This window comes from Nocardia asteroides (genome assembly GCF_021183625.1).
GTDB lineage: Bacteria > Actinomycetota > Actinomycetes > Mycobacteriales > Mycobacteriaceae > Nocardia > Nocardia asteroides_A.
In genome coordinates, this window is record NZ_CP089214.1 from 5852039 (window position 1) to 5872666 (window position 20628).

Genomic DNA, 20628 nt, shown 5'->3' on the forward strand with positions numbered 1-20628 from the left:
CTGCCGCAGGCGACCGAACCCCTACAACCCCAGCTCCCGCCCGATCAGCTCCTTCATGATCTCGTTCGTCCCCGCCCAGATCTTGGTCACCCGAGCATCCCGCCAGGCCCGCGCCACCCGGTACTCGTTCATGTACCCGTACCCGCCGTACAGCTGCACGCAGTGGTCGAGGACCTCGTTCTGGATCTCCGACGTCCACCACTTCGCCTTCGCGGCATCCGTCGCCGAGAGCGCGCCCTCCGCGTGCGCGGCGACGTAGCGCTCGACGAACGCCCGCGTCACGTCGATCTTCGTCGCCAGCTCCGCGAGCAGGAACTTGTTGTGCTGGAACGACCCGATCTGCTGCCCGAACGCCTTGCGCTCCTGCACGTACTCGACCGTCTCGGCCAGGATCTGCTCCGCGTGCGCGAGGTTCGAGACCGAGCAGCCGAGCCGCTCATGCGGCAGGTTCCGCATCATGTGGATGAAGCCGCCGTCGACCTCGCCGACCACCTCGGCATCGCTCACCCGGACCCCGTCGAAGAAGAGCTCGGCGGTGTCGGATTCGGGCTGTCCCACCTTGTCCAGCTTGCGGCCGCGGGAGAAGCCGGGCCGGTCCGCCTCGACGGCGAAGAGCGTGATGCCGCGGGCCTTCTTCTCCGGGCTGGTCCGCGCCGCGACGATGATCAGGTCGGCGGAGTAGCCGTTGGTGATGAAGGTCTTGGAGCCGTCGAGCACCCAGTCGGCGCCGTCGCGCACGGCGGTGGTCTTCAGGGCGGCCAGGTCGGAGCCGCCGGAGGGCTCGGTCATGGCGATGGCGGTGAGGAGCTCGCCGCTCACCATGCCCGGCAGCCAGCGTTTGCGCTGCTCCTCGGTGGCCAGCGTGGTCAGGTAGGGCGGCACGATGTCGGCGTGGATGCCCATGCAGGAGGCGAGCGAGGCGTTCACCTTCGCGAACTCCTCCAGCAGGATCGCGTTGAACCGGTAGTCGCCCGCCGCGCCGCCGCCGTACTCCTCCGGCACCTCGAGGCCGAGCAGCCCCTGGCTCCCCGCGTCCAGCCAGAACTGCCTCGGCAGCGCCTTCTGCTCGATGTGCTCCTCCAGGTGCGGGCGCACCGAGCGCTCGACGAACTGCCGGACACTGTCCCGGAACGCCTCGTGGTCCGCGCCGTACACGGTGGGTGGGGGGAGCGCCATTGCCGATCCTTCGTTGCCGGAGAACTCTGGTCCGCCTTCCAGTATCGTCGGCCCGTGACATCGACCCGCATCGGCAGGCACATCGCGGCCCCGCGCGGCGCCGTCTACCGGCTGCTGCTCGACGCCGGCGCGGTCGCCACCTGGATGGTCCCGGACGGCATGAGCAGCGAGGTGCTGACCTTCGAGCCGCGCGAGGGCGGCGCGGTGCACATCGCGCTCACCTACGACGACCCGGACGCCACCACCGGCAAGACCGACGCCCGCACCGACTCCTACCGCGGCCGGTTCGTCGCGCTGGTGCCGGACGAGCAGGTCGTCCAGGTGGTCGAGTTCGACACCGACGACCCGGAGATCCGCGGCGAGATGCGGATCGTGTTCACCCTCGCCGACACCGACGACGGCGGCACCGACCTGGTCGCGCTGCACGACGGGGTGCCGCCGGGCGTCGCGCCGGAGGACAACGAACTGGGCTGGCGGCTCTCGCTCGGCAAACTCGCGGCACTCGCCGAGGGTGGCGCCGCCCGGTCGTAGCCCGGGTGCCCGTCGTGCGGCACCCGTCCGGCGAGATCACCCGACGGGCGCCCGCACCTGCCCGGCCACCGCCCCCGACCCGACCGTCCGCCCCGCTTTTCGTGGCACCCCCGCCGGGGCGTGCTTACAGTGGGATGGGTGTCGCCGATGGAGAATCGGCACCCGTCCACCGTCTCGGATTGGAGCGATTCACGACGTCGCGCCCGCCTGCGGGAGACCAGCCCCGGGCACCGCGGGACGTCGTGGCGCAACCCCCGAACGGCCCTGCTGCGGGTGACCGCGCTACTGCTCGCGGGATTCGTCGTGTTCGCCCAGTACTGGCAGCACGACGTCGCCCCGGAGCGTGACCGCCTCGCCCGCACCGAACCCGCGCTGCTCCCGGTCGCCACGCCCGCCGACGGCGCGCCATGGGACACCGTTGTGGTCGACCTGGTCGGCCTCGGCAACCTCAACGCCACCGACACCGCCGCCGCGCTCCCCGCGCTGAGCGAGCTCGGCGTGGTGTGGGCGGTCCGCTACGACCAGAACGGCATCGACACCAGGGTCATCGCGGAGCTGATCGTGCGCGCCGCGCGGATGTCGGGGCTGCGGAACGTGATCCTGGTCGGGCACAGCATGGGCGGCGTGATCGCGCTGGAGGTGGCCAGGCACATCCACATCGGCAGCGACCGCAGGCTGCTCTCGGTGATCCTGGACTGCACCCCGCTCGACCTGGACTCGGTGCGCCAGGAGAGCAGGGGCCGCGGCGAGGACCTGGTGCGCTGGATGGGCTGGCTGCCCGGGGTCAGGGAGAGCCGCACCCTGCGCACCGCCGCCGAGCTGTACGCGCGCCGGGACCGCTTCGTCACGCACCACGGCGCGCTGCCCACCGTGGACTGGCCGCGCTTCGGCACCGCGCTGGACGAGGTGCTGCGGCAGAAGACCTTCTCCGCCGACGCCGCCAGCAACGGGCTGATCGAGGCGCAGTTCCTCGCCATCGTGGCCAGCGGCGCGGGTAACGACCTGCGCGCGCTGCGCGAGCCGCGCCCCGGCCGCGCCCGTCCCGCCATCGTGCTGCTCCGCCCGCTCGACCCGGCCGACGACCACGTCGTGCTGGTCGACCGCACCCAGGCGACGCTCTCCGCGGAGGCGGGTGCCCGCGAGGGCGCGCTGCTCGTGGTGAGCGGCCGGATCGGGCACGCGAACCCGAGGCAGCGGCCGGAGGCGTACGCGGCCATGTTCACCGAGCGGGTGCTCCCCTTCCTGGCCCGGTACCAGCAGACCGCGCGCGGCGGCGCCGCGCTGCCTCAGCCCAGGTGAGCGACGGCGGCGCTGCGGTACTTCGCGGCGTGCCGGAAGAATTCGCTCAGCCCGCCGTAGTGGTGGTTCAGGTAGTGCAGCCCCTCGGCGCCGCCGTCGCGCAGCCAGATGTTGGGGTAGATCTCCGCCCGGTCGAAGAGGGCCGGGTCGTAGTGCGCGGCCAGGGCGTCGAAGGGGAGCGCGCGCAGCCGCTCGTCGGTGGCGCGCACCAGCTCGACGGGCCAGACCGAGTAGTTCTCGTCTGCCAGCGAATTCCCGGCGTCGGTCAGCTCGACCCCGCTCTCCGCGGCCCGCAGCAGGTAGGCGAGCCCGCTCCACGCCTTGTCCAGGTAGCCGCTCGGGCCCGGGTTCTCCGCCGCGAACACCAGCTCCCCGACCTCGTCCGCCCCGGCGAACCCCAGCTCCTCGACCTGATCCGGGCGCACCCGGACGAACGACATGATGATGCCCATAGCGCGCACGGTAGCGGGATGGGGTGACACCACCGAGTTGCAATCGCGATGAAAACAACCGTTCTCGCAGCTCGCCGCTGCTGCTTGACTACTGCACCATGTCTCGAACCCGTCTGTTCCACACCGGCCTTCGCGGCCGCATGACCGCCGCACTGCTCGCCGTGGCGACCGTCGCGACCCTCGGCACCGCCGGTTGTGCGAAGAGCGACGAGCCGGTCGCGGCGGCCAGTGGCCCGCTGCCCACCGACATCCAGCCCGGCACCAAGCTCGTCATCGCCGACCAGTCCGAGCGGCTGCAGTCGGCGCTGCGCTTCTCCGGCGAGCTGGACAAACTCCCCTTCCAGGTGGAGTTCGCCAACTTCGTCGGCGGCCCCGCCATCCTGGAGGCCTTCCGGGCGGGCGCCGCGGATATCGCGCCGGTCGGCGACGTCCCGCCGATCCACGCCCTCGCCGCGGGCCAGGACGTCCCGATCATCGCCTCCTACCGCACCAGCCCGCAGTCCATGAAGCTCGCGGTGGCGCCGGGTGTCCCGGTGCGCACGCTCGCCGACCTGAAGGGCCGCAAGATCGCCTACGCCGAGGGCACCGCGCAGCAGGCCGCGGTTCTCCGCGCGCTGGACAAGGCCGGGCTCGACACCGGCGACGTCGAGCTGGTCCGGCTGCAGCTGGCCGAGTTCCTGGACGCCGTGCGCACCGGCCAGGTCGACGTGGCGCCGCTGATCGAGCCGAACGTCACCCGCTTCCTGCGCACCCAGGGCGCGAGCCTCGTCCCTGACTCCGAGACCGCGGGCATCTACCCCGGCCTCGCCTACCTCTACGCGCGCCGCGACGTGGTGAACGACCCGGCCAAGGCGGGCGCGGCCCGCGCGCTCGTCGCGGCCTTCATCCGCGCCTTCCAGTGGGCCAACACCCACGGCGAGGAGTGGGAGCGGCGCTACTACGTCGAGAACCAGAAGGTCAGCCCGGAGGACGCGAAGCGCATCGTGAACTCGCTCGGCCAGTGGACCTTCCCGCACCTGGACCAGAAGGTCGTCGACGTGCAGCAGCAGACCATCGACGCCATCGACGCCGCCGGTCAGCTGCCCAGGAAGGTGCGCGCGGCGGACGGCTTCGACCTGCGCTTCGACGACATGATCACGCAGACGGTCACCGAGTCCGGCGCCTCCTTCGGACCGGAGGTCGGCTGATGGCCACCATCACCAGGAAAATCAGCGCCCCGGCCGGGCTGTTCGGCCGCACCGGCGGCCGGGCGCAGGACGCGCGGCGGGTCACCCGCAAGCGCAGGCTCGGCCCGGGCAAGGCGATCCCGTTCGGGATCGGGATCGGCCCGGCCATCCTGATCGCCGTCTGGGTGCTCGGCTCGGCCGCGGGCACCATCGACCCGGAGACGCTGCCCGCCCCCTGGACCGTCGCGCAGACCGCCGGTGACCTGATCGCCGACGGCCGGTTGCAGTCCAACCTGCTCACCTCGCTGCAACGCGCGGTGATCGGGCTGGTCCTCGGCGTCTCGATCGGGCTGGTGCTCGCGCTGATCTCCGGGCTGAGCCGGATCGGCGAGGCGGTGGTCGACGGCCCGGTGCAGATCAAGCGCTCGATCCCGACGCTGGCGCTGATCCCGCTCTTCATCGTGTGGTTCGGCATCGGCGAGGAGATGAAGCTGGTGGTGATCACCACCAGCGTGCTCATCCCGGTCTACATCAACACGCACGCGCACCTGCGCAGCGTCGACGCCAGGCACGTCGAGCTCGCGGAGACCGTCGGGCTCTCCCGCTCGGCCTTCGTCCGCCGGATCGCGCTGCCCGGTTCGCTGCCCGGCTTCTTCACCGGGCTGCGGCTCGCGGTGACCATCTCCTGGCTCGCCCTCGTGGTGGTGGAGCAGGTCAACGCGACCAGCGGCATCGGCTACCTGATGACCCAGGCCCGCACCTACGGCCAGATCGACGTGATCGTGGTCGGACTGGTGATCTACGGCCTGCTCGGCCTGTTCGGCGATATCGCCGTGCGCACCATCGAGAGGAGGGCGCTGTCGTGGCGACAGACACTCGGGGACTGAACGTGGTCCGCACCCGCGGGCTGACCAGGAGCTTCGGCGACCGGGATGTCCTCACCGGGATCGATCTGGAGATCGCGCGCGGCGAGTTCGTCGCGCTGCTCGGCCGCAGCGGCTCCGGCAAGAGCACGCTGCTGCGCGCGCTGGCCGAGCTGGACGGCGAGGTCACCGGGCGCGGCGAACTCACCGTCCCGGCCGAACGCGCCGTGGTGTTCCAGGATTCGCGGCTGCTGCCGTGGAGCCGGGTGCTCGACAACGTGATCCTCGGCCTGACCGGCTCGGACGCCAGGGCCCGCGGCACCGCCGCGCTGGCCGAGGTCGGGCTGGCCGGGCGGGAGCGGGCGTGGCCGCGCGAGCTCTCCGGCGGCGAGCAGCAGCGCGTCGCGCTGGCCCGCTCGCTGGTCAGGGAGCCCGAGTTGCTCCTGGCCGACGAGCCGTTCGGTGCGCTGGACGCGCTCACCCGGCTCCGCATGCACGCCCTGCTGGAGGCGCTCTGCGCCAAGCACCGCCCCGCGGTCCTGCTGGTGACGCACGACGTGGACGAGGCGGTCGCGCTGGCCGACCGGGTGCTGGTCCTGGACGAGGGCCGGATCGCGCTCGACGAGCCGGTCGACCTGGAACGCCCGCGGCGCCACGGCGACCCGCGTTTCGCCCGGCTGCGCGAGCGGCTGCTCGGCGCGCTCGGCGTCGAGACCCCCGATTCGACCGAGAGACGAGCCTCATGAGCACCGCGCCCCGTCAGCTCAGCCTGAACGCCTTCATCTACCCGTCCGGGCACCACGAGGCGGCCTGGCGGCACCCGGCCAGCTCCCCGGACCGGCTCTACGACGTGAAGTACTACCAGGAGATCGGCCGCACCGCCGAGGCCGCGAAGCTGGACGCGGTGTTCTTCGCCGACGGCCCGGCGCTGCGGGTGAACGTCAAGCACAACGCCGCCTCCGGGCTCGAGCCGATCACGCTGCTCACCGCGATCGCCACCGCCACCACCCATCTCGGGCTGATCGCGACCGCCTCCACCACCTACTACGAGCCCTACAACCTGGCCCGGCTCTTCTCCACGCTGGACCACATCTCCGGTGGCCGCGCGGGCTGGAACATCGTCACCACCGCGACCGACCAGGCCGCCGCCAACTTCGGGCTGGACCGCCACCCCGACCACGAGGAGCGGTACGCCCGCGCCCGCGAGTTCGTCGACGCCGTCGTCGCGCTGTGGGATTCCTGGGAGGACGACGCCATCGTGCTCGACCCGGCGGCGGGCATCTACGCCGACCCGGAGCGGATCCACCGGATCGACTTCGAGGGCGAGCACATCAGGGTGCGCGGGCCGTTCAACGCGCCGCGCACCCCGCAGGGGCACCCGGTGCTGGTGCAGGCGGGCGCCTCGAACGAGGGCCGCGCCTTCGCCGGGCGGTACGCCGAGGCCATCTTCACCGCGCACCAGCAGCTGAGCGACGGGCAGACCTTCTACCGCGACATCAAGCGGCAGGCGGCCGAGTTCGGGCGCAACCCCGAGCACGTCAAGATCCTGCCCGGGCTGAGCCCCTTCATCGCCGACACCGAGGCGGGCGCCAAGCAGCTGGAGCGCGAGTTCAACGAGCTCACCGTGGCCGAGTACGGGCTGCACCAGCTGGAGAACCTGGTCGGCACCAGCCTGCGGCACCTGCCGCTGGACGAGCCGGTGCCGCTCGCGCTCTTCGAGCAGGCGGGCGACGTCACCGACAACAGCCGCAGCAGGCTGCAGGTGATCGCGGGCATCGTGCAGCGCGAGCGCCCGACCGTGCGCGGGCTGCTGCACCGGCTGGCAGGCGCGCGCGGGCACCGGGTCTTCGCCGGAACGCCGGAGCAGGTGGCCGACACCATCGAGGAGTGGTTCACCCAGGGCGCGGCCGACGGCTTCAACGTCATGCCGCCGTACTACCCGGGCGGGCTGGAGGTCTTCGCCGAGCAGGTGGTGCCGATCCTGCAGCACCGCGGGCTCTTCCGCACCGAGTACAGCGGAACCACGCTGCGCGACCACTTCGGGCTGCCGCGCCCGGAGAGCCAGTTCGCCCGCCGCGCGGCGCTGGCCGGGTGACCGCCGAGGCGGCACCCGACACCGGCTGTCCGACGCCGGGCCCGCCACCGCGGGCCCGGCTGGCGCCGCTCGTCCTCCCGGTCTTCCTGCCGTCGGCCGTCTACGGCCTCGGCAACGGCGCGGCCGCGCCCATGTTCCCGCTGCGCGCCCTGGAACTCGGCGCCTCGCCGGGGCTCGCGGGGCTGGTCGTCGCGCTCTCCGGGTTCGGCATGATCCTGATGGATCTGCCCGCCGGGTCGATCGTGGCCCGGCTCGGCGAGCGGGTCGCGATCGCGCTCGGCTCCGCGGCGGGCGCGCTCGGCATGCTGGCCGCCATCTTCGCGCCGAATATCGCGGTCTTCGGCGCAGGCATGCTGCTCACCGGCGCCGCCACCGCGGTGTGGGGGCTGGCGCGGCAGTCGTACGTGGTGGCGGTGGTGCCCGCGGCCGACCGGGGCCGGGTGCTCTCGGTCTTCGCCGGGAGCATGCGGCTCGGGTTCTTCGCCGGGCCGTTCCTCGGCGCGGCCATCGTGCACGGCGCCGGACCGGTCGGCGCGCTCTGGGTGCAGCTCGGCGCGGTGGTGCTGGCCGGGGGGCTGGTCGCGGTCATGCCGGAGCCGGAGGACGGCGCCGCCGCCAAGGGCGTCACCGGGCTCGGCACCGTGCTGCGCGAGCAGCGCGGGCTGCTCACCACGCTCGGCTCCGGCGCGCTGCTCATGGGCGCCGCGCGCGCCTCCCGCCAGGTGCTGCTCCCGCTCTGGGCCGCGCACATCGGCGCCGACGCCGCGGTGGTCGCGCTGCTCTTCGGCATCGCGGGCGCCGTGGACGTCCTGATGAGCTACCCGGCCGGGCTCTGGATGGACCGCTTCGGGCGTCGGGCCATCGGCGTGCCCTCCATGCTCTGCTTCGCTGCCGGGTACGCCGTACTCCCGTTCGCCGGGTCGGTGCCGTGGCTCGGTGTCGTCGCCATGCTGCTCGGGCTCGCCAACGGGCTCAGCAACGGGGTCATCATGACGGTCGGCGCGGATATCGCCCCGCCGGACCGGCGCGCCGAATTCCTCGGGGCCTGGCGGTTGACGCACGATTTCGGCATGTTCGCCGGGCCGATCACCATCGGCGTGATCGGTGCCGTCTCGATGCTCGGGGGAGCGGCGGTCGTTCTGGCCGCCGCGGCGGGTGCGGGCGCAATCGCGATGTACCGGTGGTTCCCGGGGCCGGGTGGAGTGCTGCGTGATTCAGCCCGGTGAGCGGCGCGCCGGGTCTGATTGACTGTGCCCGTGCCAAGTACCAGCACCACTTGCATTCGCACCCTCGATGGTCTCCGCCTCGGTGCCACCGTCGTCACTCCGGAGAGTCACGCGACCCGAGCCGTCGTCCTGGTCCACGGTGGTGGGGTCACCAGGGAGGAGGGCGGGTTCTTCACCCGATTGGCAGATGGTCTCGCCGACGCGGGCGTAGCCTCGCTCCGATTCGATCTCCGCGGTCACGGCGAGAGCGAGGGGCGGCAGGAGGAGCTGACGCTTTCCACGATCCTCAACGACATTCGAGTTGCCGTTGCCGAACTGCGCCAGGTGACCGGTGCCTCCGAGATCAGTGTGCTCGGTGCCAGTTTCGGTGGTGGTGTCTGTGCCTACTACGCGGCAAAGGGGCGGGACGAACTGACGCGGCTGGTGCTGCTCAATCCACAGTTCGATTACAAGAAGCGCACCATCGACAGCCGTGACTACTGGCACGACGACTTCATCGGCGACGAGCGGGCGAAGGAGCTGGACGAGACCGGCGCGGTCCGGTTCACGCCGACCCTGAAACATGGCCGACCGCTGCTGAACGAGGTGTTCTGGCTGAAGCCGAACGAAGTCCTCGGCGAGATCCGCACCCCGACCCTGGTCGTCCACGGCAACGCCGACACCCTTGTTCCGATCGACGGTTCCCGTGCGGCTGTCGCCGAGTTCACCGCGCCCGTCGAGCTGGTGGAGATCGAAGGATCGCAGCACGGCTTTGCCGTTCACGACGATCCGCAGTACCTGAACCCGAAGAGCCGGGCGTATCAGGCCGAGGTCATCGGGATTGTCGCCAACTGGCTGACGACCGGATCGGCGTCAGGGCTGTAGTACGTCCTGCAGTCGGCGCACCATCGGTCGGTGCCGCCAGGAGTCGAGCGCCCGCGCGACCTCCACCACGACGTTCATCGTTCGCGCCGAGCGGGTCGCACGGGCAACAGCGACAGATCGCACGGCGACCCGTGCAGCTTCGTCCGGCTCGCCGCTCAATGCCAGGGCTTTGGCTTGGCGCGCGCCGAAGAATCCGGCGTCGCGACGGGACAACGATCCGCTTGTCAGCACATGACCGAACAGCTGTGCGGCGATCTGCGGTCTTCCCGCTTCGAAATGGCAGACAGCAGCACGAAGACAGAAGGTGTTCCGGTCGAAGGAGCTGATCAGCGGTTCACCGCGGTAAACGGCTCGCCCAGCATCGCCTTGCCGAGCGCTTCCTGTTGCACCACTTCGGCTTTGATCCGAGCCGGAAGCTGCCATGGTCCCTCGTCGGCCGCCTGAGCGAGTGTCAGAAGTGCTCCGGTGTCTCCTGTCTCGTAGGCCATTTGCGACTTCTCGAGCAGTACGTACCCCTGCATGGGCAGACTGCACGCGGCTTGTGCCCACTCCATCGACCGGTCGTAGAGGAAGGTGGCGGTAACCGGATCGTGCAGATCGCGGTAGAGCCAACCGGCGAATTCCGCACCGTCGGCGCCGAGCGCGAGCAGTTGCCGCCGGACCGCGGGATCAACATCCCTGACATGCTGACGAATCGCTCCGATCAGCGCCAGAGTGAGTGGCAGTGCTTCCGAGGGACCGAGAGATCCATCGGTTGCCTTGCAGCGGGTGAGCTGCCGGCGAAAGAACTCGACGACGGTGCCGTCGAAGTAACGGCGAGCGTCCGTCAACGCCCGGCCGACTCGCTGGAGGTCACCGGGGCAGCCGCCGGGCGGCACCGGTCCGGAACCGTCCGCGATGAGCCACCGCGCCAATGCGACCGCATCGTGAAGTCCGCCCGTTACGACGCCGCTGTGTTCGTTCCGATGTCCCGGCAGTTCGAACCAGAGCAGTTCTATCGGGATGTCGAGGACCTCCGCCCACCGGATCAACTTGGACAGCTGTTCGGGGGCCGTCCCCTTTTCGATGCGACTGAGTTGCGCCTGGGTGAGACCGAGCCGGTTCGCCATCGACTCCTGGGACAACTGCCGCCCATGAAATGGGTGGGTGCGGTAAGCGTGGAATACGCGACCCATATGCCAGGTGGCGCAGGCATCCCGCATTCGATCGGTCTGCCAGAACTCTGGCGGCACTTCCGGCGGACGATGGTGGTCGCGATGGGTCCCGCCTTCGCAGGGGCTGCACAGCGTTCCGGCGTTGTAGCTGTTCAGCCGAGCGCCGCAGTGGGCGCAGTAGCGCTGCGGCTTCGGCGCCCGTGTCATTGCTGTCCCCCGAACGGTCCCTCCCGCCGTTCGGGGTGAGCGTAATCGCCTGGGCGGTACCGCGATATGCGCCGGACGCATAGCGATCCGCGATGATTCGGCATAGCCCCTGAACAGGGCAAACGCGAAAGTGGTCATCGGTAGCCGGTGCCGGGGTGACGCCGCGAACCTCTCAGCGGCGCACCGGACGACTCAACGGCGGGCGTAACGGTGGCTTCGACCGGAGCCCCCGGTGCCGGTTACCACCGTTTCGGCCCGGTCGGTCGAGTGCGCTCGAACCAGGGGGATTTATGCCGACAACAACGCCCGCTGAGGCCACACCATGAGCGTGAATCGCCGGATTCGAATCGAATCCGGGCCCTTGCGACTGGCCTACCGAGCCACTGCGGAGCAGGCCGGGGACGTCGCCGACGAACTGGCGCAGAGCTGCCCTGAATTCGCCGTCCGTGTGGACGACGAAGTGTCTGACGACCTTCCGCCGCTTCCTTGCGCCGGTCTCTGGGACTGACCCGCCCCGGGTCGAATACGACCTACTCGCTCTCGGGGACGTACTCCGGATCGTGAGCGCGCTCGAGGCTGTTCCTGACCCCGCCCACGAACAACCGCAGCCCGAAGTCGAAGCGCGCGGTGGGGTCGGCGTCCACCTCGGCGAGCGGTGAATCCGGCTCGGCCAAGGCGCCCGCCGAGTCCATCTGCATGCGCGACTGCTCGTCGACGGTCTGCCCGAGTACGTAGTAGAGCAGCGCGAAAGCCGCGAGATCGGCGTCCCCCCGCGGTATTCCGGCACGCAGCGCGGCGGCGGCGAAACGTTCCCGCCCGCGGCTGGTGGTGAGCCGGGAGGCGTAGGTGGCGGAGACCAGCTCGGCCCCGTCGCGGTAGGCGAGCAGGCAGTCGCGCAGCCGGTGCGCCAGCTCGGCCAGCTGCCCGGCCCAGTCCGCGGCCGCCACCGGCTGTTCCATGGGGGCGAGGATGCGGTCGGCGACGGCGCCGAGCAGCGCCTGCTTGTTCGGGAAGTGCCAGTAGAGCGCGCCCGGCTGGACGCTCAGCGAGCTCGCCAGCCTGCGCATGGTCAGGTCGGCGAGGCCGAACTCGTCCAGGATGGCGATCGCGCCGTCCACCACGTCGCCCCTGCGCAACTGCACCCGTCGACCTCCCGTCTCGCCCCGGCCCCGACCGTACTCTATCCTGAACGCCGTTCAAGTAGTCCTGAACGGCGTTCAAGTCGGTGGGCTACCTCGGCGAAGAAGGGATTCACATGACCCAGGCACCCGTGCTCACCGACATTCTGGCGCGCGCCCGCGAGCAGGTGCTCGAGCGCGGCACCGGGCTGGACCGGGAGCAGACGCTGGAGGTGCTCGAGCTCGGCGACGACCGGCTGGAGGAGCTGCTGGCGCTGGCGCACGAGGTGCGGCTGCGCTGGTGCGGCCCCGAGGTCGAGGTCGAGGGCATCATCAGCCTGAAGACCGGCGGCTGCCCGGAGGACTGCCACTTCTGCTCACAGTCCGGGCTCTTCCAGTCGCCGGTGCGCGCGGCCTGGCTGGACATCCCGAGCCTGGTCGAGGCGGCCAGGCAGACCGCGAAGACCGGCGCCACCGAGTTCTGCATCGTGGCGGCGGTGCGCGGCCCGGACGAGCGGCTGATGGCGCAGGTGGCGGCCGGGGTGGAGGCGATCCGCAACGAGGTCGACATCCAGGTGGCCTGCTCGCTCGGCATGCTCACCCAGGAGCAGGTGGACCAGCTCGCCGCCATGGGCGTGCACCGGTACAACCACAACCTGGAGACCGCGCGCTCACACTTCCCGAACGTCGTCACCACGCACAGCTGGGAGGAGCGCTTCGAGACCCTGCGCATGGTGCGCGCGGCGGGCATGGAGGTGTGCTGCGGCGGCATCCTCGGCATGGGCGAGACCCTGGCGCAGCGCGCCGAGTTCGCCGCCGACCTGGCCGCGCTCGACCCCGACGAGGTGCCGCTGAACTTCCTCAACCCGCGGCCGGGCACCCCCTTCGGCGACCTCGAGGTGCTGCCGGCGGCCGACGCGCTGCGCGCGGTGGCCGCCTTCCGGCTGGCGCTGCCGCGCACCATGCTGCGCTTCGCCGGCGGCCGGGAGATCACGCTCGGCGACCTCGGGGCGAAGCAGGGCATCCTCGGCGGCATCAACGCGGTGATCGTCGGCAACTACCTGACCACCCTCGGCCGCCCGGCCGAGCGCGATCTGGATCTGCTCGGCGAGCTGAAGATGCCGATCAAGGCACTGAACGAAACGCTCTGACCGGTGCGATGAGCGAGAGACCACTGGGTACTGTCATGGCCATGGAGGAGCGCTACAACCCGTTCACCGGCGCACCGATCGTGCCCGGCGCCGAGGCCGCGTTGCCCGCGGCGGCCGCGCTCGGGCTGGAGCCGCCGCGGTACTGCGAGCGGTGCGGCCGCCGCATGGTGGTGCAGGTGAGCCCGGACGGCTGGTGGGCGCGCTGCTCCCGGCACGGGATGCTGGATTCCGCCGCGCTGGAACGCCGCTAGTGGCCGGCCGGATGCGCCGCGAGCTGCGCGGTGCGCTCGCGATCGCGGTCGGGGTGCTGGTGGCCGGTGCGCTGCTCGGCGTCGCCTGGGGCTTCCTCGCCCCCGCCGAGCGCCTCGTCGTGGTCACCGACGGCCGCGGCGCGCCACTCACCGGCGAGAGCCTGCACCGCTTCGACGCGCTGGCGATCTTCGTCTGTTTCGGCGCCGGGCTCGGGCTGGTCTCGGCCGTCGCGGCCTGGCGGGCGCGCTCGGTGCGCGGGCCGCTGGTGCTGCTCGCGCTGCTGCTCGGCTCGGCCGCGGGCGCCTACGCCATGGCCGATATCGGCGAGCTGGTGGCCGAGGTGCGCAATCCGCGCCCGGACGATCCCGTCGTCGGGCAGATCGTCACGCTGCCCGCCGAGGTGGAGGCGTGGCAGGCGCTGCTGATCCAGCCGCTGCTGGCCGGGCTGGTCGTCCTCTTCCTCGCCGCGCTGAGCACCGCCGAGGATCTCGGCACCGGGTTCACCGGGCCGTTCGGGGAGAGCGAGCCGGTGCTGAAGGCGGGCGCCGACCCGGACCGTCCGGCGGCCGAGGCGTACTCGCTCGGTTCGGAGCACCCGGTACGAACGGCTCAGCCGGATTCCGGCTGGTCCCGCCCCGGCTCGCCGGAGCGCTGACGCTGCGGAGAATCCGTTCGCGCGCACGTCATTCACCGTTTCCGCCCCGATTCGCGGCCAGGACATCCGCGTGTCCGCCCGGATGTCCGGTGCGAAACCCGCTGCGCCTGCTCGATCCTGGGGAGATGACGGAGACCGAGCTCGACCTCTTGCCGGTGCCCGACGAGCTACGCCGCGCGCTGGCGGGCGACTACGCCGACCGCGCCCTGATGGTCACCGGCCAGCGGGTGCGGGTGGACCTGGACTGGTGGAACACCTCCCTGGTGAAGCTGGGCGCGCCCGGCGGCTGCCTCTGGGTGGACGGCACCGACACCGGCCAGGTCGACGTGACCCGCGCGCACGTCTTCGCCGCCGCCGACCAGGGCGTCTGGCCGCTGCTGTGGCTCTCCATGGCCTGGGGCACCGGCTCCCGGCGCAGGCTGGTGCACAGGCGGATGCGCGCGGCCGCCGCCGACCCGGAGCGCTACGCCGCCGCGCTCACCGCCGCCGCGCGGGCCGCCGCCGACGCCCCCGAGCACGCCTACGCCCTGCTCTACCCCGGTGACCGCAGCCTGGTCCCCACCCTCGGCCCCTCCTTCTTCACCAAGTTCCTCTACTTCGCGGGCGCCGGGAACCCGGTGCACCGCAGCCGGATCCTGGACAGCCGGGTGGCCCGCAGCCTGCACCGCGCGGGCTGGCGCTCGCTGAAGACCGGCGGCGCCTGGCCCGCCCGCACCTACGGCCGCTACACCGGCCTGCTCGACGCCTGGACCGCCACGCTGAGCGCCGAGCTCGGCCACCAGGTCGCGGCCGACACCGTCGAGCGCTGGCTCTTCGACCAGGGCGCGGGCGCGCAGCTCCGGCCGGTCAGCTCCGTGGCCTGAGCGCCGCGAACTCGTCGGTGACCCGCAGCTCGGAGTCGGTGAAGCGGTAGAGCGCCGCCGGGCGCCCGCCGCTGCGGCCCGGGGCGGCGGTGGCGCCGGTCGGCGTGATCACCGTGCGGCGGCTCAGCACCCGCTGCAGGTTCGTGGTGTCCACGTCGTAGCCGAGTGCGGCGCAGTAGATCTCGCGCAGGGTGGACATGGCGAAGCGCTCGGGGGCGAGGCCGAAGGCGATATTGGTGTAGGAGAGCTTGGCGGCCAGCCGGTTCCGCGCGTGCTCCAGCACCGTGCCGTGGTCGAACGAGGTCACCGGGAGCGCGGAGAGCGGGTGCCAGGCGGTGTCGTCCGGGAGCCGCGGGTCGGCGGTCATCGGGACGAGCCCGAGGTAGGCCGAGGCGATCCGGCGCGGGCCGGGCACCCGGTCCGGTGCGCTGAAGACCGAGAGCTGCTCCAGGTGGCTGAGCTCGCGCACGTCCACCTTCTCGGCCAGCTGCCTGGCGGCCGAGGCGTCCAGATCCTCGTCCGCGCGCAGTTTTCCGCCCGGCAGCGACCAGGTGCCCCGCTGCGGGTCGAGCGCGCGCTCCCAGAGCAGGACGGCGAGCTCGGGTCGGCGACCTGCGGAAACGTCGCGAACCTGGAACACCGCGGTGAGCGATTCGTGGATGGTGCTACTATGGGTCACGTTTTCGATTGTAAGTCGAAAACCTGGTTCGGTGCGAATCCGGCGACGAGGGCCGGCGCACGAGGAAGGAGCCGTCATGGCGATGCCAGCACTGATGGAACAGGTCGTGGACGGGCCCGAGGGGTACGAGGGCGTGCAGGCGGGGCCGGAGTGGGCCGCCGAGGTGCGGCGGCTGGCGAAGGCGCGCAACGCCACCATCCTGGCGCACAACTACCAGCTGCCGGAGATCCAGGACATCGCCGATCACGTCGGCGATTCGCTCGCGCTCTCCCGGCTGGCGGCGGAGGTGCCGGAGGAGACCATCATCTTCTGCGGCGTGCACTTCATGGCCGAGACCGCCAAGATCCTCAGCCCGGAGAAGACCGTGCTGATCCCGGATCAGCGCGCGGGCTGTTCGCTGGCCGACTCGATCAAGGGCGACGAGCTGCGCGCGTGGCGCGCCGAGTTCCCGGACGCCGTCGTCGTCTCCTACGTGAACACCACCGCCGAGGTGAAGGCGCTCACCGACATCTGCTGCACCTCGTCGAACGCGGTCGACGTGGTCGCCTCCATCGACCCGGAGCGCGAGGTGCTCTTCCTGCCGGACCAGTTCCTCGGCGCGCACGTCAAGCGGGTCACCGGCCGGGCGAACATGCACATCTGGGCCGGGGAGTGCCACGTGCACGCCGGCATCAACGGCGACGAGCTCGCCGAGCAGGCGCGCACGCACCCCGACGCCGAGCTGTTCGTGCACCCGGAGTGCGGCTGCGCGACGTCGGCGCTGTACCTCGCGGGCGAGGGATCGTTCCCGGCCGACCGGGTGCACATCCTCTCCACCGGCGGGATGATCGAGCAGGCGAAGGCGGCGAAGTCGTCGCAGGTGCTGGTCGCGACCGAGATCGGCATGCTGCACCAGCTGCGCAAGGCCGCGCCCGGCATCGACTTCCAGGCCGTGAACGACCGCGCCTCCTGCCGCTACATGAAGATGATCACCCCGGCCGCGCTGCTGCGCTGCCTGGTCGAGGGCGCCGACGAGGTGCACGTCGACGCCGAGGTGGCCGCGCTCGGCCGCGGCTCGGTGCAGCGCATGATCGCGATCGGCAACCCCGGCGGCGGGGAGTGACCGGGTTCGTCCCGCGCACGGTTCCGGTCGCCGTCGACTGGGAGGCCGCCGCCGATCTGGTGGTGATCGGCGGCGGCGTCGCCGGGCTCACCGCGGCCCGCACCGCCTCGCTGCGCGGGCTGCGGGTGCTGACGCTGAGCAAGGGCGGCCCCGCCGACACCGCCACCCAGTACGCGCAGGGCGGCATCGCGGTGGTCGCGCCGGAGGGCGACTCGGTCGACGCGCACGTGCGGGACACCGTCGCGGCGGGCGCCGGGCTCTGCGACGCCGCGGCGGTGCGCTCGATCGTGGCCGGTGGGCAGGTTGCCGTCGCGGCGCTCACCGACCTCGGCGCCGTCTTCGACCTGGGCCGGGACGGCCGGGTGGCGCGCACCAGGGAGGGCGGGCACAGCATCCGCCGGATCATCCACGCGGGCGGCGACGCCACCGGCGCCGAGGTGCAGCGGGCGCTGCGCGCCGCCGGGCTGCCGGTGCTCTTCGGCGCGGCGGCGGGCGAGGTCCTGCTCGGTGCCGACGGGGTGCGCGGCGTGCTGGTGATCTCCGAGCGCGGCACCGGCGTGGTGCACGCGCCCGCGGTGCTGCTCGCCACCGGCGGGCTCGGGCAGCTGTACGCGCTGAGTACGAACCCGGACGGCGCCACCGCCGACGGGGTCGCGCTGGCGCTGCGGGCCGGGGCGGCCGTCGCCGACCTGGAGTTCGTGCAGTTCCACCCGACCGTGCTCTACACCCCCGGCGGGCTCGGGCGCAGGCCGCTGATCAGCGAGGCGGTCCGGGGCGAGGGTGGCGTGCTCGTCGACCTCGCGGGGCGCTCGGTGACCGCGGGGGTGCACCCGCGCGGGGACCTGGCGCCGCGCGACGTGGTCTCGCTGGCCATCGCCGCGCGGATGCGCGAGACCGGCGCCGACCACGTCCTGCTCGACGCCACCGGCATCGCCGGGTTCGCCGCGCGGTTCCCGACCATCACCGCCTCCTGCCTGGCCGCCGGGATCGACCCGCGCACCGACCCGATCCCGGTCGCGCCGGCCGCGCACTACCAGTGCGGCGGGGTCGTCACCGACACCGAGGGCCGGACCGGGGTTCCCGGGCTGTACGCGGCGGGCGAGGTGGCGCGCACCGGGCTGCACGGCGCCAACCGGCTGGCCTCGAACAGTCTGCTAGAGGGGCTGGTCGTCGGCGAGCGGGCCGGTGCGGCGGCGGTCGAGCGGCGCGGTGCCGCGGCCGAGGTGACCGAGGTCGGGCGGGGCGCCGCCGAGGTCGCGCCGCGCGCCGCCGTGCAGCGGCTGGCCACCGCGCACGCGTCGGTCGTCCGCGACGCCGACGGACTGGACCGGGCGCGGCGCCGGCTGGCCGAGCTGAGCCGTCCGGTGGCTCCGGACGACCGGCACCCGTCGGGCGTCGACGCCGCCGCGGCCCGCCGGATCACGGCGGTGGAGGACGCCGCGCTCACGCTGACCGCGAAGGCCCTGCTCGCCGCGGCCGCGCTGCGCACCGAGAGCCGCGGCTGCCACACCCGCTCCGACCACCCCGGCACCGTCGCGGCGCAGGCACACAGCACCCGCTTCGTGCTCGGCCCGGACGGCACGCCGGTCCCGGCCGGCGCCGCCGACCCGGCCGTCCCGACCGCCTCCTGACCCTCCCGACCCCGACTCCCCGAGGAAGACCGATGACCCTCGACCCCGCACTCGACCGCGACGATCTGCTCGCCCTCGTCCGCACCGCCCTGCACGAGGACCTGCGCTACGGCCCCGACGTCACCACCACCGCCACCGTCCCCGCCGACGCCACCGTGAAGGCCCGCGTGGTCTCCAGGCAACCGGGCACCGTGGCCGGGCTCGACGTCGGGCTCCTGGTCCTGGACGAGGTGCTCGGCGCGGACGGCTACGAGGTGACCGCCCGGCTCGCCGACGGCGCCCGCGTCGCCCCCGGCGACGCCGCGCTGGAGCTCGTCGCCCCCACCCGCGCCCTGCTCACCGCCGAGCGCACCCTGCTCAACCTGCTCTGCCACCTCTCCGGCATCGCCACCGCGACCGCCGCCTGGGTGGACGCCGTCGACGGCACCGGCTGCCGGATCAGGGACAGCCGCAAGACCCTGCCCGGGCTGCGCGCGCTACAGAAGTACGCGGTGCGGGTCGGCGGCGGCGTGAACCACCGCATGGGGCTCGGCGACGCCGCGCTGATCAAGGACAACCACGTCGCCGCCGCGGGCTCGGTCGTCGCCGCGCTGCGCGCGGTCCGCGCCGCCGCGCCCGGCCTGCCCTGCGAGGTCGAGGTGGACAGCCTGGAGCAGCTGGACGCGGTGCTCGCCGAGCACCCGGAGCTGGTCCTGCTGGACAACTTCCCGCTCTGGCAGACCCAGGCCGCGGTGCAGCGCCGCAACGCCGTCGCCCCCGGCACCGAGCTGGAGTCCTCCGGCGGCCTCACCATCGACGTCGCCGCCGACTACGCCCGCACCGGCGTCGACTACCTCGCCGTCGGCGCGCTCACCCACTCGGTGACCGTGCTCGACCTCGGGCTCGACATCTAGCCCGACAGCTCCTTCTCCAGCGGGGTGCGGAACCGCGGGATGGCCCGCACCTCGCCGTAGAAGGCGCGCATGCGCTCCGCCTCGGCGGTGATCGCGGTGTCGGCGTCGGCGCCGACCTCCTCCAGCAGCCGCCAGGCGAGCTCGCCGTCCCGGCGCTGGGCCCAGCCGCCGACGATCCGGCCGTTCCACCAGACGGTGGGGCCGATATTGCCGAAGCGGTCGAAGAGCGCGGGGCCGTGCGGGCCCAGGTACCAGTCGCGCGATTTCCAGCCCATCGGGGTCGGGTCCAGGTGCGGGAGCAGGGCGGCCCACGGCTCCGGCTCCGCGACCGGCTCGAGGTCGTCGGCGAGGAGCAGCCCCGGCACGCCGTCCAGGTCGACTTCGACGGTCTGCACCCCGGTCAGCGCCGCGGTGACGTCGCGCTGGGACCAGCCGGTCCACCACACCAGGTCCGAGAAGGGGGCGGGGCCGAAGGCGCGCAGCCACGCTCGGAGCAGGGTCGCGCGCGCCTCAACCAGGGGGATCGCGGGAACGCCCGCCGGAAGCCAGGATTCGATGGGTTCCCAGCGGTACTGGCTGCCCGCCCAGGTGCCGCCGGGGCGGCCGCGCACGATCCGGCCCTGCGCGCCGAGCAGGACCAGCACCCAGGTGGTGATCGCGCCCGGCTTGGAGTACGCCTTCTCCGGGGTCGGGTCGACCTTGGTCGCCAGCCGCGGCACCAGCTTGCCGAGCTGCGCGCCGGTCGCCGAACCGGCCTCGAGCAGGGCGCGGTGCGTCTCTTCGGCGACCTCGTCCAGCCACGCCGCGGTATCGCCGTCGCCGACCCCGGCCTTGCTCAGGAGGCGCGTGTAGTTGCGGTGCTGGGTGACGGCGAGCGCGTCCGCGCAGGCCGCCTGCAGCACCGGGACCAGCTCGGTCGGGACGACGAACATGGTGCGCCGCATGCCGAGCAGCCGCACCAGCTCGCGCCGGTCGTAGAGCGCCGCCTCCAGGTCCCCGGGGGTGAGCCCGTGGCCGCGCGCGGCGGTGGAGAGGAAGACGGTCGCCGGGTCGGTGGCGTGCAGCGCCACCATCGAACGCACCACCCGCACCACGTCCGCGGTGCGGGCCTCGTGCGCCAGCCGGTGCCGCACGGCGAGCCGCGCCCGCCGCTGAGCCGTATCCATCGCGTGCATGCGCGCAGCGTAACCAGGGGCGGTGACAGGGCGGGAACACCTGTGCGAGTTTCGCGGTTGTCGCGAACGAGGCGCG

21 protein-coding genes are annotated in these 20628 nt (G+C 72.4%); 15 read left to right on the top strand and 6 right to left on the bottom strand.

Annotation, left to right across the window (positions count from 1 at the left end; all coding sequences use genetic code 11):
• Positions 1–21: 21 nt before the first annotated feature.
• Positions 22–1176, bottom strand: coding sequence for an acyl-CoA dehydrogenase family protein (locus LTT61_RS26970; RefSeq protein ID WP_233016814.1), 1155 nt, complete (start codon positions 1174–1176; stop codon positions 22–24).
• A 54-nt stretch (positions 1177–1230) separates the two neighbouring features.
• Here LTT61_RS26970 and LTT61_RS26975 point away from each other — a divergent pair, with 54 nt between their 5' ends.
• Together LTT61_RS26975 and LTT61_RS26980 are read left to right on the top strand one after the other, a co-directional pair.
• Positions 1231–1707, top strand: coding sequence for an SRPBCC domain-containing protein (locus tag LTT61_RS26975; RefSeq protein ID WP_233016815.1), 477 nt, complete (start codon positions 1231–1233; stop codon positions 1705–1707).
• Positions 1708–1854: 147 nt separating this feature from the next.
• Positions 1855–3006 carry an alpha/beta fold hydrolase gene (locus LTT61_RS26980; RefSeq protein WP_233021220.1) on the top strand — a complete coding sequence of 384 codons (1152 nt, stop codon included), beginning with the start codon at positions 1855–1857 and terminating at the stop codon, positions 3004–3006.
• Here LTT61_RS26980 and LTT61_RS26985 read toward each other — a convergent pair.
• Positions 2994–3458: a YfbM family protein gene (locus LTT61_RS26985; RefSeq protein WP_233016816.1), complete on the bottom strand. Its 465-nt coding sequence runs from the start codon at positions 3456–3458 to the stop codon at positions 2994–2996. The two genes, LTT61_RS26980 and LTT61_RS26985, sit on opposite strands and share 13 nt — an antisense overlap.
• A gap of 98 nt (positions 3459–3556) precedes the next feature.
• On the opposite strand from LTT61_RS26985, the gene LTT61_RS26990 reads away from it, so the two are divergent.
• The 6 genes from LTT61_RS26990 to LTT61_RS27015 are packed head-to-tail and all read left to right on the top strand — an operon-like array spanning position 3557 to position 9672.
• Complete coding sequence (locus LTT61_RS26990) at positions 3557–4645, top strand: ABC transporter substrate-binding protein (RefSeq protein ID WP_233016817.1); 1089 nt, start codon at positions 3557–3559, stop codon at positions 4643–4645.
• The gene (locus LTT61_RS26995; RefSeq protein ID WP_233016818.1) at positions 4645–5511 is read left to right on the top strand and encodes an ABC transporter permease; all 867 of its coding nucleotides are present in this window, start codon (positions 4645–4647) and stop codon (positions 5509–5511) included. Before LTT61_RS26990 ends, LTT61_RS26995 begins: the two co-directional genes overlap by 1 nt.
• Positions 5487–6233, top strand: coding sequence for an ABC transporter ATP-binding protein (locus tag LTT61_RS27000; RefSeq protein WP_233016819.1), 747 nt, complete (start codon positions 5487–5489; stop codon positions 6231–6233). The genes LTT61_RS26995 and LTT61_RS27000 overlap by 25 nt, the downstream gene beginning before the upstream one ends.
• Positions 6230–7582 carry an LLM class flavin-dependent oxidoreductase gene (locus tag LTT61_RS27005; protein ID WP_233016820.1) on the top strand — a complete coding sequence of 451 codons (1353 nt, stop codon included), beginning with the start codon at positions 6230–6232 and terminating at the stop codon, positions 7580–7582. Before LTT61_RS27000 ends, LTT61_RS27005 begins: the two co-directional genes overlap by 4 nt.
• Positions 7579–8808 carry an MFS transporter gene (locus tag LTT61_RS27010; RefSeq protein ID WP_233016821.1) on the top strand — a complete coding sequence of 410 codons (1230 nt, stop codon included), beginning with the start codon at positions 7579–7581 and terminating at the stop codon, positions 8806–8808. The genes LTT61_RS27005 and LTT61_RS27010 overlap by 4 nt, the downstream gene beginning before the upstream one ends.
• Positions 8809–8838: 30 nt before the next feature.
• Complete coding sequence (locus LTT61_RS27015) at positions 8839–9672, top strand: alpha/beta hydrolase (RefSeq protein ID WP_233016822.1); 834 nt, start codon at positions 8839–8841, stop codon at positions 9670–9672.
• A 326-nt stretch (positions 9673–9998) separates the two neighbouring features.
• Here LTT61_RS27015 and LTT61_RS27020 read toward each other — a convergent pair whose 3' ends face one another.
• Entirely contained in the window at positions 9999–11033 is a 1035-nt protein-coding gene (locus tag LTT61_RS27020) for a helix-turn-helix domain-containing protein (RefSeq protein WP_233016823.1), read from the bottom strand.
• Between the two features lie 530 nt (positions 11034–11563).
• The gene (locus tag LTT61_RS27025; RefSeq protein ID WP_233016824.1) at positions 11564–12175 is read right to left on the bottom strand and encodes a TetR family transcriptional regulator; all 612 of its coding nucleotides are present in this window, start codon (positions 12173–12175) and stop codon (positions 11564–11566) included.
• Between the two features lie 113 nt (positions 12176–12288).
• Here LTT61_RS27025 and bioB point away from each other — a divergent pair, with 113 nt between their 5' ends.
• The 4 genes from bioB to LTT61_RS27045 all read left to right on the top strand — a co-directional run bounded on the left by bioB (position 12289) and on the right by LTT61_RS27045 (position 15072).
• Positions 12289–13302 (top strand): biotin synthase BioB, encoded by a 1014-nt coding sequence (gene bioB / locus LTT61_RS27030; protein ID WP_233016825.1) that lies wholly within the window; start codon positions 12289–12291, stop codon positions 13300–13302.
• 8 nt (positions 13303–13310) lie between these two features.
• Positions 13311–13553 (top strand): hypothetical protein, encoded by a 243-nt coding sequence (locus LTT61_RS27035; protein ID WP_233016826.1) that lies wholly within the window; start codon positions 13311–13313, stop codon positions 13551–13553.
• A gap of 11 nt (positions 13554–13564) precedes the next feature.
• Positions 13565–14209, top strand: a complete 645-nt coding sequence (locus LTT61_RS27040; RefSeq protein ID WP_233016827.1) for a DUF2567 domain-containing protein — start codon at positions 13565–13567, stop codon at positions 14207–14209.
• Between the two features lie 125 nt (positions 14210–14334).
• Positions 14335–15072: a hypothetical protein gene (locus LTT61_RS27045; RefSeq protein ID WP_233016828.1), complete on the top strand. Its 738-nt coding sequence runs from the start codon at positions 14335–14337 to the stop codon at positions 15070–15072.
• Here LTT61_RS27045 and LTT61_RS27050 read toward each other — a convergent pair.
• Positions 15056–15751: an NUDIX hydrolase gene (locus tag LTT61_RS27050; RefSeq protein WP_233016829.1), complete on the bottom strand. Its 696-nt coding sequence runs from the start codon at positions 15749–15751 to the stop codon at positions 15056–15058. The two genes, LTT61_RS27045 and LTT61_RS27050, sit on opposite strands and share 17 nt — an antisense overlap.
• An 82-nt stretch (positions 15752–15833) precedes the next feature.
• On the opposite strand from LTT61_RS27050, the gene nadA reads away from it, so the two are divergent.
• The 3 genes from nadA to nadC are packed head-to-tail and all read left to right on the top strand — an operon-like array spanning position 15834 to position 19377.
• The gene (gene nadA / locus LTT61_RS27055) at positions 15834–16853 is read left to right on the top strand and encodes a quinolinate synthase NadA (protein WP_378646089.1); all 1020 of its coding nucleotides are present in this window, start codon (positions 15834–15836) and stop codon (positions 16851–16853) included.
• Entirely contained in the window at positions 16850–18484 is a 1635-nt protein-coding gene (locus LTT61_RS27060; RefSeq protein WP_233016831.1) for an L-aspartate oxidase, read from the top strand. Before nadA ends, LTT61_RS27060 begins: the two co-directional genes overlap by 4 nt.
• Before the next feature lie 32 nt (positions 18485–18516).
• Entirely contained in the window at positions 18517–19377 is an 861-nt protein-coding gene (gene nadC, locus LTT61_RS27065; protein WP_233016832.1) for a carboxylating nicotinate-nucleotide diphosphorylase, read from the top strand.
• Here the strand turns inward: nadC and LTT61_RS27070 are convergent.
• Positions 19374–20552: a winged helix DNA-binding domain-containing protein gene (locus tag LTT61_RS27070; protein ID WP_233016833.1), complete on the bottom strand. Its 1179-nt coding sequence runs from the start codon at positions 20550–20552 to the stop codon at positions 19374–19376. The genes nadC and LTT61_RS27070 overlap by 4 nt on opposite strands.
• Between the last annotated feature and the right edge of the window lie 76 nt (positions 20553–20628).